The 16209-nt window shown below is 59.6% G+C and carries 14 protein-coding genes; 4 read left to right on the forward strand and 10 right to left on the reverse strand.

The window, feature by feature from the left end; translation table 11 throughout:
• Nucleotides 1-7 precede the first annotated feature (7 nt).
• The 3 genes from ETW24_RS19760 (at nucleotide 8) to ETW24_RS19770 (ending at nucleotide 5077) form a co-directional block, all read left to right on the forward strand.
• Nucleotides 8-829 carry a methyltransferase domain-containing protein gene (locus ETW24_RS19760; protein WP_129372627.1) on the forward strand — a complete coding sequence of 274 codons (822 nt, stop codon included), beginning with the start codon at nucleotides 8-10 and terminating at the stop codon, nucleotides 827-829.
• Between the two features lie 105 nt (nucleotides 830-934).
• On the forward strand, nucleotides 935-1996 hold the full coding sequence (hemH, locus tag ETW24_RS19765; RefSeq protein WP_129372628.1) for a ferrochelatase: 1062 nt from the start codon (nucleotides 935-937) through the stop codon (nucleotides 1994-1996).
• Nucleotides 1997-2068: 72 nt separating this feature from the next.
• Entirely contained in the window at nucleotides 2069-5077 is a 3009-nt protein-coding gene (locus tag ETW24_RS19770; protein ID WP_129372629.1) for an aminotransferase class III-fold pyridoxal phosphate-dependent enzyme, read from the forward strand.
• Between the two features lie 80 nt (nucleotides 5078-5157).
• On the opposite strand, the gene ETW24_RS19775 is transcribed toward ETW24_RS19770, so the two are convergent.
• Nucleotides 5158-5340, reverse strand: a complete 183-nt coding sequence (locus ETW24_RS19775) for a hypothetical protein (protein WP_024092111.1) — start codon at nucleotides 5338-5340, stop codon at nucleotides 5158-5160.
• 138 nt (nucleotides 5341-5478) lie between these two features.
• Nucleotides 5479-6096, reverse strand: a complete 618-nt coding sequence (locus ETW24_RS19780; protein ID WP_129372630.1) for a L,D-transpeptidase — start codon at nucleotides 6094-6096, stop codon at nucleotides 5479-5481.
• Nucleotides 6097-6266: 170 nt separating this feature from the next.
• On the opposite strand from ETW24_RS19780, the gene ETW24_RS19785 reads away from it, so the two are divergent.
• The gene (locus tag ETW24_RS19785) at nucleotides 6267-6749 is read left to right on the forward strand and encodes a CAP domain-containing protein (RefSeq protein ID WP_129372631.1); all 483 of its coding nucleotides are present in this window, start codon (nucleotides 6267-6269) and stop codon (nucleotides 6747-6749) included.
• A 64-nt stretch (nucleotides 6750-6813) separates the two neighbouring features.
• Here the strand turns inward: ETW24_RS19785 and ETW24_RS19790 are convergent, their stop codons facing one another.
• From ETW24_RS19790 to hslO, 8 genes are all read right to left on the reverse strand, one after another.
• The gene (locus tag ETW24_RS19790) at nucleotides 6814-7341 is read right to left on the reverse strand and encodes a L,D-transpeptidase family protein (RefSeq protein ID WP_129372632.1); all 528 of its coding nucleotides are present in this window, start codon (nucleotides 7339-7341) and stop codon (nucleotides 6814-6816) included.
• 67 nt (nucleotides 7342-7408) lie between these two features.
• Nucleotides 7409-8218, reverse strand: coding sequence for an ion transporter (locus tag ETW24_RS19795; protein ID WP_129372633.1), 810 nt, complete (start codon nucleotides 8216-8218; stop codon nucleotides 7409-7411).
• Nucleotide 8219: 1 nt separating this feature from the next.
• The gene (locus ETW24_RS19800) at nucleotides 8220-9467 is read right to left on the reverse strand and encodes a class I SAM-dependent RNA methyltransferase (protein ID WP_129372634.1); all 1248 of its coding nucleotides are present in this window, start codon (nucleotides 9465-9467) and stop codon (nucleotides 8220-8222) included.
• Nucleotides 9468-9521: 54 nt separating this feature from the next.
• A complete protein-coding gene (locus ETW24_RS19805) occupies nucleotides 9522-11366 on the reverse strand; it encodes an ABC transporter ATP-binding protein (protein WP_129372635.1) in 1845 nt (614 codons plus the stop codon).
• The gene (locus ETW24_RS19810) at nucleotides 11363-13201 is read right to left on the reverse strand and encodes an ABC transporter ATP-binding protein (RefSeq protein WP_129372636.1); all 1839 of its coding nucleotides are present in this window, start codon (nucleotides 13199-13201) and stop codon (nucleotides 11363-11365) included. The genes ETW24_RS19805 and ETW24_RS19810 overlap by 4 nt, the downstream gene beginning before the upstream one ends.
• 217 nt (nucleotides 13202-13418) lie before the next feature.
• Nucleotides 13419-14570, reverse strand: a complete 1152-nt coding sequence (locus tag ETW24_RS19815; protein WP_129372637.1) for a CCA tRNA nucleotidyltransferase — start codon at nucleotides 14568-14570, stop codon at nucleotides 13419-13421.
• Nucleotides 14570-15178, reverse strand: a complete 609-nt coding sequence (locus tag ETW24_RS19820; protein WP_254695656.1) for a CoA pyrophosphatase — start codon at nucleotides 15176-15178, stop codon at nucleotides 14570-14572. Before ETW24_RS19820 ends, ETW24_RS19815 begins: the two co-directional genes overlap by 1 nt.
• Nucleotides 15171-16157 carry an Hsp33 family molecular chaperone HslO gene (hslO, locus tag ETW24_RS19825; protein ID WP_129372639.1) on the reverse strand — a complete coding sequence of 329 codons (987 nt, stop codon included), beginning with the start codon at nucleotides 16155-16157 and terminating at the stop codon, nucleotides 15171-15173. The genes ETW24_RS19820 and hslO overlap by 8 nt, the downstream gene beginning before the upstream one ends.
• Nucleotides 16158-16209 lie beyond the last annotated feature (52 nt).

Genomic DNA, 16209 nt, shown 5'->3' on the forward strand with positions numbered 1-16209 from the left:
AGCCCTCATGACACAAGCACCAGCACAGCTATTCGACCGCCGCACCCTGGCAGCCCGCCGCGCACGCCGGCGCGCGGATGCGTTGTTCCTGCACCAAATGGCGCGGGATGAGGCCGAGGATCGCCTGAGCCTGGTTAACAGAACCTTTACCGCGCCCGCTATTGTCTGCCCTTTCCCGGAAGTCTGGGAGGGGTTTCTGCCGGGTGCAGCTGTGTTGCCGGATGACGATGTCCTGGCTCTGGAACAAGGCGCGCATGATGTGGTGATCCATGCCATGTGCCTGCATTGGGCCAACGATCCGGTTGGCCAGCTGATCCAATGCCGACGTGCCCTGAAGGAAGACGGGCTGCTGCTGGTCATCCTGCTGGGCGGCCAAACCCTGCACGAACTGCGCGCCGCCATAGCAGAAGCCGAAACCGTTGTGATGGGCGGACTGTCCCCCCGCGTTGCCCCGATGGGAGAGATCCGGGATCTGGGCGGTTTGCTGCAGCGGGCCGGTTTTGCCCTGCCGGTAGCGGACCTGGTACCGCTGACTGCCGAATACCGTGATCTGACCCACCTGATCCACGATCTGCGCGGCATGGGAGAGACCAACGCCCTCGCCCAGCGCCTGAAGCACCCGGCTCCGCGAACCCTGTTCCAGCTGGCAGATCACATCTACCGCGAGCATTTCGCAACTGCTGATGGCCGGCTGCCAGCGACATTTGAGCTGGTCTGCCTTACCGGCTGGTCGCCGTCGGACAGCCAGCAGAAACCCTTGCGCCCCGGCTCTGCCCGGATGCGCCTGGCCGATGCGTTGAAAGTGCCGGAATCCAAGCTCAAGCCCTGATAAATTTCCGTTATGGCTGGGCCAAAACGATCCAATTGGCCTTCTGCGCGCAAAGACAGTAACTTCCCGCCAACAACTGAATTCCAAGCCCCACAGGACCTGCCCATGCTGGACGCCGCCCGGACCGTCAAATGCCCTGCCCACGCCCCTGCCGATCACCCAAAGATCCCGGCAGAGAAAGTCGGCATCCTGCTGGCCAACCTCGGCACGCCGGATGATTATTCGTACTGGCCGATGCGCCGCTACTTGAATGAATTCCTGTCTGACAAGCGGGTGATCGACTATCCATCGTGGAAGTGGCAGCCGCTCTTGCAGTTGATCATCCTGACCAAACGTCCGTTCTCTTCGGGCACCGCTTACAAATCGATCTGGAACCACGACAAGGGTGAAAGCCCTTTGATGACCATAACCAAAGACCAGACAACCAAGATAGCGGCGGCGATGAAGGCACGCTATGGCGATCAGGTGATGGTCGATTTCTGCATGCGCTATGGCAATCCCTCGACCAAATCCAAGGTGCGGGAAATGGTTGCGGCCGGCTGCCGGAAAATCCTGTTTGTGCCGCTGTATCCGCAATACGCCGGCGCTACCTCCGGCACTGCCAACGACCAGTTCTTCCGCGCCCTGATGGATGAGCCCTGGCAGCCCGCCGCCCGCACGATCGAACCCTATTTTGACCAGCCCGCCTATATCGACGCTTTGGCGCGATCGGTGGAAGAGGCCTATGCCAAGGCAGCAAAGCGCCCGGATATTCTGGTGGTGTCCTACCACGGGATGCCGAAACGCTACTTAATGCAGGGCGATCCCTATCACTGCCAGTGCCAGAAAACGACGCGGCTGCTGAAGGAGCGGCTGGGCTGGGACGACACCCGGATCACAACCACTTTCCAATCTGTGTTTGGACCCGAGGAATGGCTGAAACCTTACACGGTGGATCACGTCGCAACGCTTGCCAAGGAAGGCAAAAAGAACATCGCGGTGATCGCGCCGGCCTTCTCGGCCGACTGCATCGAGACGCTGGAAGAGATCAACGAAGAGATCCGCGAGAGTTTTGAGCACGCGGGCGGCGAGGACTTCCTTTATATCCCTTGCCTCAACGATGATGACGATCACGTTGCGGCACTGGCCGGTGTGATTGAGCAGAATCTGCAAGGCTGGCTGGACTAAAGCGCTCTCCCGGTTCAAATAGGATCCAAAATTGGATCGCCGGGCAGACCGGCAGACCGGGGAGAGTTTTGGATGACGCTTGCGCATTGGGCAGCAGCCCTGAAACAGCATTGGGGCATCCAGGCGGATTTGAGCCGCCTGGATGGAGAATATGACCTGAACTTTCTGGCCAAAGGTGCCGAGAACCAGGGCTATATCCTCAAGGCGATGCGCCCCGGCTGCGAAACCTGGCTGGTCGACATGCAGGTAAAGGCGTTTGAGCATATCGCCGCGCGCCAGCCGGATCTGCCCTGCCCGCGGGTGATCGCCGCTGCGGATGGCCGATCGCTGCTGACACTCCCGGATGAAAAAGGGCAAAACCGGCTGGTCTGGCTGCTGAACCAGCTACCCGGGCGGTGCTATGCCAAGACAGAACCCAAAAGCGATGCGCTGATCCATGAGATTGGTCAGGTTATCGGCGGCTCGGCCAAGGCGCTGGCCGATTTCCGGCACGATGGGCTGGAGCGTGATTTCAAATGGGACCTGATGCGCGCGGGCTGGATCAAGGATCAGCTGTTCTGCATCACCGCTCCGGCACGCCGTGCAATCATTGAAGGGATTTCCGCGGATTTCGCAAAGTTAGAGCCTGTTTTAGCGAAGCTTCCCAAGCAGGCCGTCCACAATGACGCCAATGACTACAACATCATGGTGGCGGGAGAACTGGGTGAAACCCGCAGGGTGTCAGGCCTCATCGACCTGGGCGACATGTGCGCCGCACCGCGGATCTGCGACCTGGCAATTGCTGCGGCCTATATCGTGCTGGACCACCCGGCGCCGGAGGCAGCAATCGCAGCACTGGTTGCGGGGTATAACGAGGCTTATCCTTTGACGCCTGCCGAGGTAGACATGGTCTGGCCGCTGCTGCGCGCGCGGCTGGCGGTGAGTGTTGTCAATTCCACCATGATGGCAGCGGACAATCCGGATGATCCCTATGTGACCATCTCGCAAGCTCCGGCCTGGCGATTCCTGGAGGGAAACACACTGCAGGGCGGGTTGCTGACTGCCCGGCTGCGCGCGGCGTGCGGCCTGCCGGTCGTTGATGGTGCAGACCGTGTGATGGCCTGGCTGGAGCAGGAACACGGCAAATTCGCCCCGCTGATGGGCCAGGACCTGGCAGATGCACCGATGGGATCGCTGTCGGTGGAACACTCCACCTGGCCGCAAAACCCATTCCACATGCCGCTGGAAGAAGCGGCCAGAGTCGGCGAGGAGTTCGAGGACCAGGGCCGCATCTGGCTTGGCTATTATCATGAGCCGCGGCTGATCTATACAGAGCCCGCTTTCCGCAAAGGCCCTTGGAAAGCCAGCGGCCGCCGCACTGTGCATTTGGCGGTGGATGCCTTTGCCGGCGCTGGCACGCCGGTGTTTGCGCCCATGCGTGGTGAAGTCTTTGCGGCAAAGTACCGGGACGGGCATCTGGACTACGGCGGGGTGATCATCCTGCGCCATGAAACGCCTATGGGCGATCCGTTCTTTACCCTCTACGGTCATTTGGACCCGGAATTCCTGAGCCGCCTGAAACCGGGTGATATGGTGGAAAAGGGCGAGGAATTCTGCCGCCTGGGTGACCCTGGCCAGAACGGCGGCTGGGCACCGCATGTGCATTTCCAGCTGGCCCTGACCACCGAAGGAATCGAGGCCGGCTGGCCCGGCGCAGGCGACCCGGATGAGATGTACCTGTGGCGCGCAATCTGCCCCAACCCTGCGGCCCTGCTCAACCTGCCGGATGAAAAAGTCCGCTATCACCCAACCGACAAAGGCGAGGTTCTGGCCCGACGCCGCACCCATTTCGGCGGCAACCTCAGCCTCACCTACAATGACCCGGTGATGCTGGTGCGCGGCTGGAAGCACCACTTGTTTGACGAATGGGGGCGGCCCTATCTGGACGCTTACAACAACGTGCCGCATGTGGGCCACGCCCATCCGCGCATCCAGGCGGTGGCAGCGGATCAGCTGAAGCGGATGAATTCGAACACCCGCTATCTGCATCCGGCACAAACCGCCTTTGCAGACAAGGTGCTGTCCAAGCTGCCAGATCCTTTTGAGGTCTGTTTTTTCGTAAACTCGGGCACCGAAGCCAATGAGCTGGCCCTGCGCCTGGCCCGCGCCCACACCGGGGCAAAGGGCATGGTGACGCCCGATCACGGCTATCACGGCAACACAACAGGCGCGATCGACATCTCCGCTTACAAGTTCAACAAGCCCGGCGGTGCTGGCCAGGCGGACTGGGTGGAGTTGGTGGAAGTTGCAGACGACTACCGCGGTTCATTCCGCCGCGATGATCCAAAGCGCGCGCAAAAGTTCGCGGACCTGGTCGATCCGGCAATCAGGAACCTGCAAGGCAAGGGCCACGGCATCGCCGGCTTCATCGCTGAAACCTTTCCCTCTGTTGGCGGTCAGATTATCCCGCCGCAGGGATATCTGCCTGCAGTTTACGAAAAGATCCGTGCGGCAGGAGGTGTCTGCATCGCCGACGAAGTGCAAACCGGCCTGGGCCGCCTTGGCGAATACTACTTCGGCTTCGAACACCAGGGCGCAGTTCCCGACATCGTGGTGATGGGCAAACCTATCGGCAACGGCCACCCGCTGGGCGTGCTTGTCACGACCAAGGCGATTGCAAAAAGCTTTGACAACGGGATCGAGTTTTTCTCGACCTTCGGCGGGTCTACCCTGTCTTGCCGGACCGGCAAGGAGGTGCTGGATATCGTTGACGATGAAGGCCTGCAGGACAACGCCCGGGTGATAGGCGCCCGGCTGATCGAAGGGCTGCAGGGATTGGAGCAGAAATACGCCTGCGTTGGCGATGTGCGTGGAATGGGGCTGTTCCTGGGATTGGAACTGATCACCCCGGATGGCTCGGAAGCCACCGGAATTTGCTCCTACGTCAAAAACAGGATGCGCGATTACCGGATCCTGATCGGCAGCGAAGGTCCCAAGGACAACATTCTGAAGATCCGACCGCCGCTGACCATAGGTGCAGAAGACGCAGACATGATCATCTATGTCTTGGATAGTATCCTGCGCGAAGTGGAGGCGGCCTGACAGCCCCTCCTGACCCGCAGATCAGGCAACAAAAAAGGCGGTGGAAACCCACCGCCTTTTCTGTAACCGTGTACCGAAAATTAGTTCGATGCAACAGCTGCGCCGACCAGAACCAGCAGCAGCAGCGGCAGCAGAATGCCGCTGGAAGAACCCTGAGCTTCTTCCACGATGACCGGCGGTTCTACAACCGGCTCGGACAGGTTGCCAGCAGTGGCAGTCGAAGCAGCAGCAGTCAGCGCAGCAGCGATAACGAGTTTTTTCATGTTAACCTCCAGAATTCGCACGGATCATACAACTGAACCACGCACCCAAGACTTATCTCGTATTTTTTTCTAACCAGCAAAACCGCGGGATTGCAATTGCTTGTTATAGTTAACAGCTTAGCGCCCCGCCACGTGTCGTCAAATAAGCAACACCTGGGTGCCGACTTTGGTCAAGCTGAACAAATCGGCGATATGTTCATTGTAAAGCCCGATGCAGCCATTCGATGATTTGCGGCCGATTTTCCGCGTATCGTGGGTTCCATGGATGCGGTAATACTTCCAGCTAAGATACAGCGCGTGGGTGCCAAGCGGGTTATCCGGCCCCGGCGGAATGAACGCAGGCCATTCCGGGTTGCGCTTGCGCATATTCGGGGTTGGAGCCCAGCCTGGGCCGTCAACTTTGCGAACAATCTTTGTCCGGCCGCGGCGGGTCAGATCGTCGGACAGCGGCACTGAAGACGGGAACAGTTTGTAAACGCTTTCATCCTGGGACCAATAATGCAGAGCCCGGCTGTCGATATCGACCAGAATCGCCCCGTTCCGCAGGGTATCAAAGTATGGTCTCCAGGATTTGGCCCGGAATGCGGAGATGTTGCGCTGGACAGCCGGTTCCGGTTCTGGCGGCGGGCGCAACGGATCAAAGGCCTGCTGCGCCTCGTCGCCGGTCTCTTGCGCAAAGGATGGCGAGGAGATCAAAGCAGCGCTGCCGGCAAGAAAATGCCGCCTGCTGAAGGTATCAAAGGGGTTTTGGGGCATCACTCTTTCCAACTTGCGCAATCAGGATCAATGGCTGCGCCATTTTATGACCGGAAAGCCGCAGTCGCAAATCAATCCGACCGGCAGGTCTGCATATTTCTGCCGGTCCATTTGCACCTCTGCAACAGGAAGGATAAGTGCATCAGCAACCGACGGAGCGAGAGAGCAATATGAAACGTGTTTTTCTGCTGATAGCTGCTGCCTTTGTAACTTTGGCGGCAGCATGCACGCCCGCAACAGAATCCGGCAGCACCTACCGTATTAGAAATGCAGACAAAGTGCAGATCCGGATGCTTGATTCAGTCAATGCGCTGCGTCAGGCGGCTGGTGCACAAACCGTACAGCTGAATGCCGAGCTGACTGCGGCCGCAGCGACCCATTCCCGGGACATGTCAGTGCAAAACCGGCCCTGGCATTTCGGATCCGACGGCTCCTCGCCGCTGGACCGGGTGTCGCGTGCAGGTTACACCGGCTCGCTTTTGGGGGAGAACATCTCTGAAACCTACGAGAATGAGCAGCAAACCCTGTCTGCGTGGCTGGAACGCCCAGCCACACGCGCAGTGATTCTCGACCCAAAAGCCACGAATATGGGGTTCTCCTGGTTCCAGGAGCCGAACGGCAAAATCTGGTGGACGATGGTTATGGGCAGCTGAGCCGCAACGCTGTGCTTATGCACGGCGCCTGCGAAACTGCAGACGCGGCGGCCCTGGCAGATGTTCAGGGCCGCAAAGCGATGGCCGTGCCGTCCTGAACCATGGCATAGATTTCTTCGATTTCTTCATTTGACACCGCGATACAACCGGCGGTCCAGTCGTCAACCCGGGCTGCGCGTTTGCGCTCCTTGCCGTTGTTCGGCTCTCCGTGGATAAAAATCTCACCGCCCGGGCGCTTGCCTTGAGCATGCGCATTTGCCCGGTCCTGCCCGTTTGGATAAGAGATCCCAACCGACAGATGATAGCGGCTGTTGGGATTGCGCCGGTCAATCACATACGTGCCCTCAGGTGTCTTTCCGTCACCCTCAAACGCCTTGTGCCCCAATGGTGCGAACCCCAGGTCGACCTCATACTCGCGCAGGATATCTTCGTTGTGCATCAGGTAAAGCTTGCGCGCACCCTTGTTGATCACGATCGATGTCACTTGCGGTCCGTCATATGAGTGAAACCGGCTCACTGCGCTGCCGGAGGTGCTGCAACCAGCCAGCGCAAGGCTCGCGGCCGCACCGAAACCAAATGCCCGTCTGTCCATTCTCAATGCCTGTATTTCTTTTTTTGCCTCTATTCAGCCTTTACCGCGAATTGCCTGTTAAGGAAATTCACAATTTCCTGTCCGGGTCCGATTGGCTGCTTAGCCTCTGTTCAATCGCCTCCAGCCGGCTCAGCACTTCGTCCCTATAGGCATCGGTGCGTTCCACCTCTTCTTCGCCATGGGCATCCTGCATGGAGTTCACGATCAGACCGACCAGAAGGTTCACCACGGCAAAGGTCGTCACCATGATGAACGGTACAAAGAACGCCCAGGCGTGCGGATGCACTTCCATCACCGGCCGCACGATCCCCATCGACCAGCTTTCCAGCGTCATGATCTGGAACAGCGAATAGGCGCTGCGGCCCAGATCGCCGAACCATTCCGGGAAGTCCTGGCCGAACAGCTTGGTCGCGATCACGGACCCGATGTAGAAGATAATCGCCATCAGCAGGAAAACCGAGCCCATCCCCGGCAGCGCGGTGATGAACCCCTCGACCACCCGGCGCAGACGCGGTGCAACTGAAATGACCCGCAGCACCCGCAGGATACGCAGCGCCCGCAGCACTGACAGCCCTTGTGTCCCCGGCGCCAGTGCAATGCCGACGATCACGAAATCGAACACATTCCAGCCGCTCAGGAAAAACCGCAACCTGCGCACAAAGAGTTTGGCCAGTATCTCCACCACAAAAATGGACAAGCAAATGTTGTCGATCAGGTGAATCAGACTGCCAATTTTGGCCATGACAGATGGGGCAGTCTCCAACCCCAGAGTGACTGCATTGACCATGATGACAGCGGTAATAAACCGGCCGAACCGGTCACTGTCCAGAATGGCTGCCAGGCGGCGGGTCGGGGTGGACGCTTGGGTATCAGTCATCTCAGTCTTTCATAGTAAATCGCGCAACCAGCTCGGTATGGGCGGACCAGCGGAACTGATCAACAACCTGCACCCAGTCAAGGCTGTAACCCGCCGTAACCAGAACCTTGGCATCGCGGGCAAAGCTCACCGGATTGCAGGAGACATAGGCAATCACAGGTGTTCGGGCTTTGGCCAGCTGGGCAGTCTGTGCCTCAGCGCCTGCGCGCGGCGGATCAATCACAGCAGCTTCAAAAGAAGCACCAAACGGGTTCAAATCCTCGGGCAGCAACGGATTGCGGAACAGGTCGCGGACCTCGGTGGTGACTTTCTTCAGCCCTGCCGCCCGGCGCCAGCCTGCATCCAACGCTTTCAGCATTGAATGTTCGCCCTCCACCGCATGTACTTCGGCCGTCTGCGCCAAAGGCAGGGTGAATGTGCCGCAGCCTGCAAACAAATCGACGATCCGCTTGGCTCCGCCTGTTATTTCCTGAACCGCCGCCAGCAACGCCGCCTCACCATCCCGGGTGGCTTGCAGGAAAGCCCCCGGCGGCGGGCAAACGCGCGCCGCGCCAAAGGGTTGCACCGGCGGCTGTTCCATCGCAACCGGTTCATCGTCCCAGGTCAACCGGGCAATCCGGTTCTGGTCTGCCAGCTGCGCCAGTTTGATCCGCAATGGCCCGTCCAGCGGTTTGCCGTTCCTGACCAGTATGTCCAATCCAGCGTCTGAGGTGGTAACCGTCACCGCCAACGGTGTCTTCCGGCTTGCCCCGGCCATCGCCAGCGCCTCTGCAACGGGAATGGCAGCCTTTAAGGCAGGTTCCACCAGCTGGCAGTCGGGAATTTCAGTGATCACATCCGACGCCTGACCATGAAACCCGGCCATCGCACCCTTTTTGGTACGCCGTACTGCCAGCGTCGCACGGCGGCGGGCGCCGGGCGGCGAAGTGTGGATCGGGCGAAACTCAGTCTCCAGCCCTTGTGCCGTCAACGCGGTGCGCACGACGTCTGTTTTCCACTCAGCCACAAATCCGTCACTGGCGTGCTGCAGCTGGCAACCGCCGCAGGATTTGTAGTGGCGGCAGATTGGCTGCACCCGGTGCTCGGACGGGGTCTCGATCCGGATACTGGTCAGGCGGCTGTTCTCTGCGAAACCTGAAACGGTTTCTCCCGGCAGTGTGCGCGGGGCAAACAAAGGTCCATCGGCCACGCCATCGCCTTGATGGCCTAGCCGGCTGATCGTTGCTGTAGTTCTGGCTGCGTCAGTCATGGCCGCTCATTACAGCGGCAAGCCGGTCAGCAAAAGCAAAATGCGCCGGATTTTTTATTCAGCCGCCGCCTTGTTCTCATCCGTGCAGATAAATCCACCGGACTGGCGCGCCCAGAAAGCAGCATAGAGCCCCGCCTTGGCCAGAAGCTCTTCATGGCTGCCGCTTTCAGCGATCTGTCCTTTCTCCATCACAATAATCCGGTCCATCTCGCTAAGCGTCGACAGCCGGTGCGCGATCGCCAATACCGTCTTGCCCTCCATTACCCGGTGCAAGGCGGCCTGAATGGCGGCCTCAACCTCGGAATCCAGCGCCGAGGTTGCCTCGTCCAAAACCAAAATGGGCGCGTCCTTCAGGATAGCCCGGGCCAGAGCAATCCGCTGCCGCTGCCCGCCCGAAAGCTTCACGCCGCGCTCACCCAGAAAAGCGTCATAGCCTTTGTTGCCCTGCCCGTCTTCCAGCTCGGTGATGAATTCATGCGCCTCAGCTTTCTCTGCAGCGGCGATCAATTCTTCCTCCGGCGCATCCGGCCGCCCATACAAGATATTGTCCCTGGCTGAGCGGTTGAACATAGCGGTTTCCTGGGTGACCATACCGATCTGGCTGCGCAGCGAATTCTGGGTGACACCGGAAATGTCCTGTCCGTCAATCAGAATGCGCCCGTTTTCTCCATCATAGAGCCGAAGAAGAAGTGAAACGAGCGTCGACTTCCCTGCCCCGGAAGCACCGACAATACCCAGCTTCTCACCTGGGGTGATGGTCAGGCTGATGCCCTGCACCCCGCCCACGTCGCGGCCATAGGCGAATTCCACCTGATCAAATTCGATGCCGCCTTTGCTGACAACCAGAGGCTTGGCATCGGATGTATCCTCAACTCTTTCGCGGGCCGAGAGGGTCTTCATTCCGTTTTCGATCTCACCAATGTTGGAATAGATCGCCATCAGCGTGAAGCTGACCCAGCCTGTCATCTGCGCAATCCGGATCGAGACTGCACCAGCGGCCACGATATCGCCTTCGGTTGCGCTGCCTGCCTGCCATAGAAACAGCGTCGCGCCAATCAGCAGCACTGGCAGGATACCCGCCAGGCACATCAAACAGAACCGGAAGCTGGCCGAGAGATAACCGAATTGCAGCGACTTTTCACGGTAGCTGACCATAGCATCCTGGGCAGTCCGCTCTTCGTGATCAGCATGCGCGAACAGCTTAACCGTCTTGATGTTGGTAATGGAATCCACAACCTGCCCGGTCACCATCGCCCGCGCCCCTGCCCGCGTGCCAGAGCGCTTGCGGATACGCGGCAGGAACCAATGGATCAGCCCGAAGTAGCCAATCAGCCAGACCAGAAACACACCGGTAACGCGCCAATCAATAGAGCCTAACAAGGCCAATGACCCGGCGAGAGACGCCAATGCAAACGCAACAACACTGATCATCTCGGTGGTGACCGAGGTGACAGCCGTCGCCGTTTGCATCTGCTTCTGAGCAATCCGCCCGGCAAAATCATCGTCGAAGAACCGCACCGGCTGGCCCAGCGTCCAGCGATTCAGCCGCGACAGCACCAGCGGGTTCACGTTAGGCTGGACAATTATTGCATTTGAGGCTGCAGACAATCCGAACAACACCGGTCGCACAAACAGGAAAAATCCCAATGCCAGCGCGATCACCGCCGCATTGCCCGCCGAGAAGAACTGCTCAGGCCCGCTGGTTATTGCGGTGTCGATCACAATTCCCAGGATATAGGCCGTGCCCGCCTCCATCGCGCCGGCCAGCGCCGAGAATGCCGCCGCCAGCAGCAGCATTGGCCAGGCCCCGGTCAAGCACCAGTGCAGAAAAGCCCCCAGCCGCTGCGGCGGCGGGCCATCGGCCGGGCGAAAGGCGTCGATCAGATTGCCAATTTTCATTCTGCTGCCTCGATGTTCAAGAAGCCTCCGGACTGGCGCGCCCAGAGCTGTGCATAAAGCCCCTGTGCCTGCAAAAGCATCTCATGCGAACCTTCTTCAACAATACGGCCCTGATCCATCACAAGGATACGGTCCATCTGCGCGATGGTGGACAGCCTATGTGCGATGGCGATCACCGTCTTGCCTTGCATCATGCCGTAAAGCGTTTCCTGAATCGCCGCCTCGACTTCGGAATCCAGCGCCGAGGTGGCCTCGTCCAGGATCAGGATCGGCGCGTCCTTCAGGATCACCCGGGCCAGTGTCACGCGCTGGCGCTGGCCGCCCGACAATTTCACCCCGCGCTCACCCACATGGGCGTTATACCCCTTGCGGCCCTGGGGGTCTTCCAAATCCAGGATGAACTCATGCGCCTGCGCCTGTTTGGCGGCAGCAATCATCTGCTCTTCGGTAGCGTCCGGACGGCCATACAGCAGATTGTCCCGCACCGAACGGTGCATCAGCGCGCTGTCCTGCTGCACCATACCGATGCGGCTGCGCAACGAGGCCTGCGTCACCGCGCGGATGTCCTGACCGTCGATCAGGATCTGGCCGCTTTCGGCATCATAAAACCGCAAAAGAAGCTTAACCAGTGTCGACTTGCCGGCACCAGAGCGACCAATCAGGCCGATCTTCTCGCCCGGCTGGATTGTCAGGCTGATCTTGTCGAGCCCGCCGGCCTCACGCCCGTAATGGTGCGAGAGGCTTCGCAGTTCGATCTCACCCTTGGTCAGCAGCAACGGATCCGCATTGGCCGCATCCACCAGATCGATGGGGTGGGCTATGGTCTCCATCCCTTCAGCCACAACACCCAGCTGACGGAAGAACGAGGTCAATGCCCACATGATCCAGCCGGTCATCGCGTTGAGCCGCAGGGTCAGCGCCGTGGCCGCCGCCACAAGGCCCACCGAGGCAGTCCCCTGCGACCACAGCATAATCGCCCAACCGACCACGCCAACAATCAGAAGCCCGTTCAGCGTGACCAGTGCCGCATCCATAACGGTGAAGATACGCATCTCTGCCTGGAAGGTTTTGCGGGTGTTCTCGATCGCATCACGGGCATATCTCAGCTCGTTGTCGTGATGCGCGAACATCTTGACCGAGTGAATGTTGGAGTAACTGTCAACGACCCGCCCCGTCACGGTAGAGCGCGCATCAGATGACGCCTGGCTGGCCGGGCCGACCCGCTTGACCGTCCACATCACCAACAGAGCGTAAAGCGCAAACCAGATCCCCAGCGGCAGCATCAGCCGCACGTCTGCCACCCAAAGCAGCACCGCAGCGCCTGCCAGATAGGCCAGCGAAAAGGTGATTGCGTCAAAGACTTGAAATACCACCTCCCCCGCGGCCGGCGGGGTTTGCATGATACGGTTGGCAATCCGGCCTGCAAAGTCGTTCTCGAACCAGCCCACCGATTGGCGCAGCACATGTTTATGCGCCCGCCAGCGGATCAGCGTGCCAAAGTTCGGCAGGATCGCATTGTTCAGCAGCACCACATCCAATAGCTGGATCAATGGCCGCAGCAACAGGATGAACAATGCAACCAGGATCAGCTCGGTTCCATGCGCCTCCCAAACCTGCTCGGGCCTGCCGGACATCAGGTCGACAATTCTGCCCATGTAGTAGATCAGCCCGACCTCGATCGCGGCAACAATGACCGACATCAGCGCGGTCAGGATAAAGACTGTTTTGAACGGCGTTGAGTAGTCACGAAGGAACGGCCACAACCGCGTTGGCGGCGTGTTGGTCTCAGGGTGGGCGCAATAAGGGTCAATGAGGTTTTCAAAGAAGCGAAACATGCGGGTGCTCCAGGTGTTCGAGCATTGATTTGGAATACAGATGAGGACAGCGGGCCGCCCATGGCTCCCATGTCAAACGGGGCTAGGTCTCAGGCGTTAAGGAAACCAGATCCCAGAATACATCAGCATTCATCCGTCATGTGGTGGCTGCCCTATGCGTACGCAAGATATATTTTCTTGTCACCCCCAAAGGTTCTGACGCTGCTGACACCCTATGTCAGTGGAAGGAGTCCAGCAGCTGCTCCCGGCTGAGCAAGAAGCCCGAAGCAATCCAGTCCGCCTCCAGCTTCCGCAGCTGCGCTCCCAGTTCCGGGCCTTTGCAGTCCGGCAGCAGATCCCGGGCTTTCACCGGAAAAACAGCCTTTGCACCCTGCGCGATTTTGCTCTCCAAATCGGGTGAAACCGGTTGTTCCAGCAATGCAGACCGCAACAGCAGCGCATCCAGCGCCTGTTCCGCACCCAATCGGTAGCCCAACTCCCCTGCCCCGGCAGTGCCGGCCGCAGCTTCGCGGATCGCCTGCAGATGAGATGTCTGCGCCTTGCTGAGCCGCAAGGCCTCCTGAAGGCCCTCCCCCCCGAGCGCGGCAAGCCGCCGGATGCAGGATGCAGCTCGCCCGGCCTCAAGGTGAATCAGCGGCGCCAGGGCGCGGTCATCGGCGCCAGGCAAAATCTGTGCCAGAACACCAGCCTGCCGCATAGCCGCGGCCGAGGGCGCAGGATCAGGTGCCGCCAGCAGTTTCAGCATCTCAGCCCCGACACGTTCCTTGGACAGCGTGGCCAGACCCTCCAGACTGGCTGCAATCGCTGCCAGCGCATCCGGGTCAAAGCCCAGCGCGTGATCGCCGTACCAAGCGTGAAAGCGAAAATAGCGCAAGGACCGCAAGTAGTCTTCGCGTATGCGGTTCTCTGCTGTGCCGATGAACCGGATACGGCGTTTCTGCAAATCTGCCATGCCGTCCAAAGGGTCGACAATCTCGCCATCGGGTCGCGCATAAATCGCGTTCATAGTGAAATCGCGGCGGCGGGCATCCTCAGTGATATCTGTTGAAAATGCGACAATTGCCCGGCGGCCATCAGTCGCAACATCCCTGCGGAATGTAGTTATTTCATGCGGGATGCCGTTCTTGATCAGCGTCACTGTACCATGATCAATACCGGTGGGAACCACCTTGATCCCGGCTCGGCCCGCCAGCGCCATCACCTGGTCCGGAAGTGCATCGGTGGCGATGTCCATGTCGGAGACCGCCTCCCCCAGCAGCGCGTTTCGAACGCAGCCGCCGACAAACAATACCTGCGCTCCATCTGCATTGACCGCCTTGCAAACAGCCTGCGTCGCAGGATCCTTCAACCAGGATTGGTCAATCCGCATTACATCTCCATCCGTGCCGCAAAACCGCGCAGCATCCGCGCTGTGGCGCCCCATATGTAATAGGAGCCGTATGGAACGGTATAGTAGCGGCGGCGGGTGCCGCGCCAGCGGCGGGATTCAATGATGTAGTTTTTTGGGTCCAGCACATGGGTCAGCGGGACGGAAAAAACCTCGGCCACCTCCCCCGCTTCCGGACGCACGGTGAATTCCTCCTGGATCAGTGCCACAGCTGGCGTCACCGAAAATCCGGTCACCGTCTCATGCTCCGGCAGGCAGCCAGCAATCTGCGGCAACTCCTGCGGCAGGCCGATTTCCTCCCAGGCTTCGCGCAATGCCGCGGCGCAGGCGTCCGTGTCGCCGGCATCCACTTTGCCGCCGGGAAAAGCGATCTGGCCCGGATGATGCTTCAGCGCCGAAGAACGTTTGGTCAAAATAAGCCGCGGCGTATTTCCGGCGACGGAAATGGGCACCAGCACCCCGGCCGGCCGCAGCTTGCGCCCTTCTGGCAGCACGGTACCGGGGTTGAGATCAAAGTCGGAAGAGCCGCCGCCCTGGTGTTTCAGCGCGGCGGAAATTCTGTTGGCGAGGTTCTGCGCGGCCTCACTCACCGTACGGGTTTTCCGCTTCAAACCCCACGCTTGCCGGGTCCAAATCGTAATGCGCGCTGCAGAACTGGCAATCCGCGGTGACCCGGCCATCTTCGTTTGTCATGGTGCCAATGTCCTTGGCCGAATAGATCGACAGGCTTTGGCGTACCCGCTCTTCGGAGCAGGTGCAGCCGAAACGGACGGCCTGAACATCAAAGACCCGCGGTTGTTCCTCGTGAAACAATCGGATCAACAGATCAGCCGGGGACACTGACGGTCCGATCAGCTCCAGTGCCTCCACGGTATCCAACAGCAATGTGGCCCGATTCCAGTTTTCTTCCTGATCACCGGACACCAGATCGCTGGCCTGCAGAACTTCACCCGATCCTTCGCTTTGCGCAGCAAAGGGCGACGCTTTGGGCATGCTCTGCAGCATGATGCCGCCCGCGCGCCAATGCTCGTCAACTCCAGGCTCGGATGATTTTCCAAAGCTCATCTTGAACATGGTCGGCAGCTGTTCGGATTGCGCGAAATAGGCCTCGGCACAAGCGCGCAGCGACCCGCCGGACAATGGGGTGATGCCCTGGTACGGCTTGGTGCCATGGCCTTGGTCGATCATGATAGCAAAGTACCCTTCTCCGACCTGATCAAAAGGATTGCTATCGGTAATCCGGTCGCGGTCGAAGCTTGCGTAGGCACGGATCCGGCCGATTTCGCCTTCTTTTTGCGGGGCGTAATAGTCGGTCGCGATCATCCTCACTGCGCCCTTGGACTGCACCTGCAACGACAGCTTCCAGCGTAGGGAAATCGTCTGCCCGATCAGTGCCGTCAACAGCGCCATCTCAGCGACCAGCGCCTCAACCACCGGCGGGTAATCATGCTGTTTCAGGATGCCATCCAGCACGCCGTCCAGCCGCGCAACGCGGCCGCGCATGTCCGATGCATCAAGCTGGAAGGGCAGGACGGTGTCGTCCCACGCGATTTTCGAACCAAGTGTCATGGGGTTTCCTTACGCGCCGGGGATTGGCATACCGGGGCTATATAGGAGAATT

Source organism: Leisingera sp. NJS204, from assembly GCF_004123675.1.
GTDB lineage: Bacteria > Pseudomonadota > Alphaproteobacteria > Rhodobacterales > Rhodobacteraceae > Leisingera.